This is a genomic window from bacterium (assembly GCA_009926305.1).
In the GTDB taxonomy this organism is placed as follows: Bacteria; Bdellovibrionota_C; UBA2361; order UBA2361; family RFPC01; genus RFPC01.
The window spans coordinates 1-2,009 of the sequence record RFPC01000180.1 but is presented as its reverse complement, the minus strand read 5'-3'; the positions used below and the strand labels follow the sequence as shown (position 1 = coordinate 2,009).

Sequence of the window (2,009 nt, the reverse complement as noted above, 5' to 3'; positions counted from 1 at the left end):
GGGCTCAGTGCGCACAAATCCACACTTTGAATAAGGGCATACCCACTTTGCTACACAGTTCTGAACATAAATCAATGGGTACTCGCTTCTGTTGCCAATCCAGATACAGCCCTCATCAATCGCCTGATGTGAATTAAATCTTGTGCGCACAAATGGAAAAAACGCTCCCTCTGCTGCGGCAAAGTTGTTGTAATCGAAATAAATCCCACCCCATGCACGCTGTTGAAGCTGAAAATATCTATCAGTAAACAGTCCAGCAATCTGAAACTCTTTCATCGCATTGCACTCAATATCCTCCTGGCTTTCATAAATATCCTTAATGCGCAGGGAATAACGCTTTTTATTCGTAAGAGCTTCTTTACAAAGCGCGAATCGTTTCTTCGTTTGCGCCTCTGTAAATAGCAGCGCCCCAGTCTCCGAATACTTGAAGTGCAATTTCTTCACTCGCCTTTGTGTCATACCTTTCGACTTCCGATAAAATTGGGCGCTTTGTTACTATAAAGCCTTTCAAGTATTGATGCAGGGTCCAGCAGTAATCTTTTTCGTCAAGCTCCCACAACCATTCAAGTATCTGAAATGAACGCAATCTACACCAATACCAATAGCTGCGAAATTTAACAGCATCTGCGGGAAGTGAAATCTGCGCAACATAGAAAGTTTCGGGGCACAGAAATTCTCCTGTGTCGGGCACCCCAATACGAGTAATGCAATAATTGTTCCACCACCTTTGCTTCAATTTGACATTCGCCTTCAATACTTGAAAATAATATCTGCGACGCATAACATACAAAGCATTTCGCTTCCATTCAAAAGATGCGTGCTTCCTGACAGCTTTCTGCTTAGGCAGAAACTCCTGCGGCGCAAGCTGAATGCGGTGCTTGAAAGCTTTTCTTGTAGCGCTAGCCACAAATCTGTTGGATGCGAGAAAGATGATACGTTAGAATCGCCACAAGCTTTTGAGGGCTCATGTCGTGTCTCGCTTCTTCTATGCCGTAATCGTGCCAGTCGGCGCGAGTGAGAAAATCTTCTCGGGTCGAATCCAGCAAGAAAACGCTAGCGAAGCAATTCAGAGACTTGAGGAGATGCACCCAGGAGCGACAGAAATCCACGTGCGCAAAGAAAAGACTCATGCAGTTTCCCGCATCTGACAAAGAGAAGCAGCTTGTGCATTTATTTGTGCGCAAGCTCAAGAAAAATCTCGAAGAAGCTGCGGAGTCCGCAAGAGAGCTTGAAGATCTGCTGCTTGACAATCATCTCGCAATTGACAAAAAATATAGAAAGGAACTCCTTGAAAGCATGATGGAAATAGATTCATTCGCCTGGAGATTAAATGTTCAAACTGCAAGAATGAATAATCGCAAAGAAAGAATTATTCCTGCGCCGTAGCAAAACTGCTGTTGATTTGCTGACTTGCATTGACGCCTGACACCTCTTACCTTACACTTAAGAGGTTCTATGCAAAAACCTTGTCATGACAAGGCCGGACAGGCTGCGATTCAAGCCGGGGGAGGTGGTCTTCGCCCGGTGGCACGGCAGCGACGAGTTCGAGATCGTCGAAGAAGTCGCCTGTAATTCTTTTCTGCCGCACTACAAATGTAGGATCTGGGGCGGAAGAAAATATGATTACTGGGTTTTTCCGCAAATTCATCTTTCGCGAACTGCGATTGAGGTTCTTATCAAAGAAGCAAATAGCAAACAACTCTCTCTCATCTGATCAACTCTTTCACTTTCAGAAAAAATGGCAACCTTTCTTTCTCGCCGTGAGGCACAGGAAAAGACACGTAAAGAAAAAGAGGATCGCAGAAAAAATAAACTGCGGCACAAGGATTTGCTTTGGGCAGCAAAACGCCGCTATCTCGACGATCAGGAATGGTACGAACTCTTTGTGCTAGATAGAACTTTTGGCAAATGGGGCGAAGAGCAAGCCGCATACGAATTTGGCAAGCTAGAAGAGCTGCGTGAATTTTTCAAGCGTCATTCAGTTGGCAGCAAGTGCCCACATCTAAACG

6 protein-coding genes are annotated in these 2,009 nt (G+C 44.9%); 3 read left to right on the top strand and 3 right to left on the bottom strand.

The window, feature by feature from the left end; translation table 11 throughout:
- The 3 genes from EBR25_13510 to EBR25_13500 all read right to left on the bottom strand — a co-directional run.
- The coding region (locus tag EBR25_13510; protein ID NBW41999.1) for a hypothetical protein at positions 1-276 on the bottom strand (276 nt) is incomplete at its 3' end.
- 82 nt (positions 277-358) lie between these two features.
- The gene (locus EBR25_13505; GenBank protein ID NBW41998.1) at positions 359-907 is read right to left on the bottom strand and encodes a hypothetical protein; all 549 of its coding nucleotides are present in this window, start codon (positions 905-907) and stop codon (positions 359-361) included.
- Positions 900-1,130 (bottom strand): hypothetical protein, encoded by a 231-nt coding sequence (locus EBR25_13500; GenBank protein ID NBW41997.1) that lies wholly within the window; start codon positions 1,128-1,130, stop codon positions 900-902. The genes EBR25_13505 and EBR25_13500 overlap by 8 nt, the downstream gene beginning before the upstream one ends.
- Here EBR25_13500 and EBR25_13495 point away from each other — a divergent pair.
- The 3 genes from EBR25_13495 to EBR25_13485 form a co-directional block, all read left to right on the top strand.
- Complete coding sequence (locus tag EBR25_13495) at positions 1,129-1,386, top strand: hypothetical protein (GenBank protein ID NBW41996.1); 258 nt, start codon at positions 1,129-1,131, stop codon at positions 1,384-1,386. The two genes, EBR25_13500 and EBR25_13495, sit on opposite strands and share 2 nt — an antisense overlap.
- Before the next feature lie 85 nt (positions 1,387-1,471).
- Positions 1,472-1,714, top strand: a complete 243-nt coding sequence (locus EBR25_13490; GenBank protein NBW41995.1) for a hypothetical protein — start codon at positions 1,472-1,474, stop codon at positions 1,712-1,714.
- Positions 1,715-1,738: 24 nt separating this feature from the next.
- The coding region (locus EBR25_13485) for a hypothetical protein (GenBank protein NBW41994.1) at positions 1,739-2,009 on the top strand (271 nt) is incomplete at its 3' end.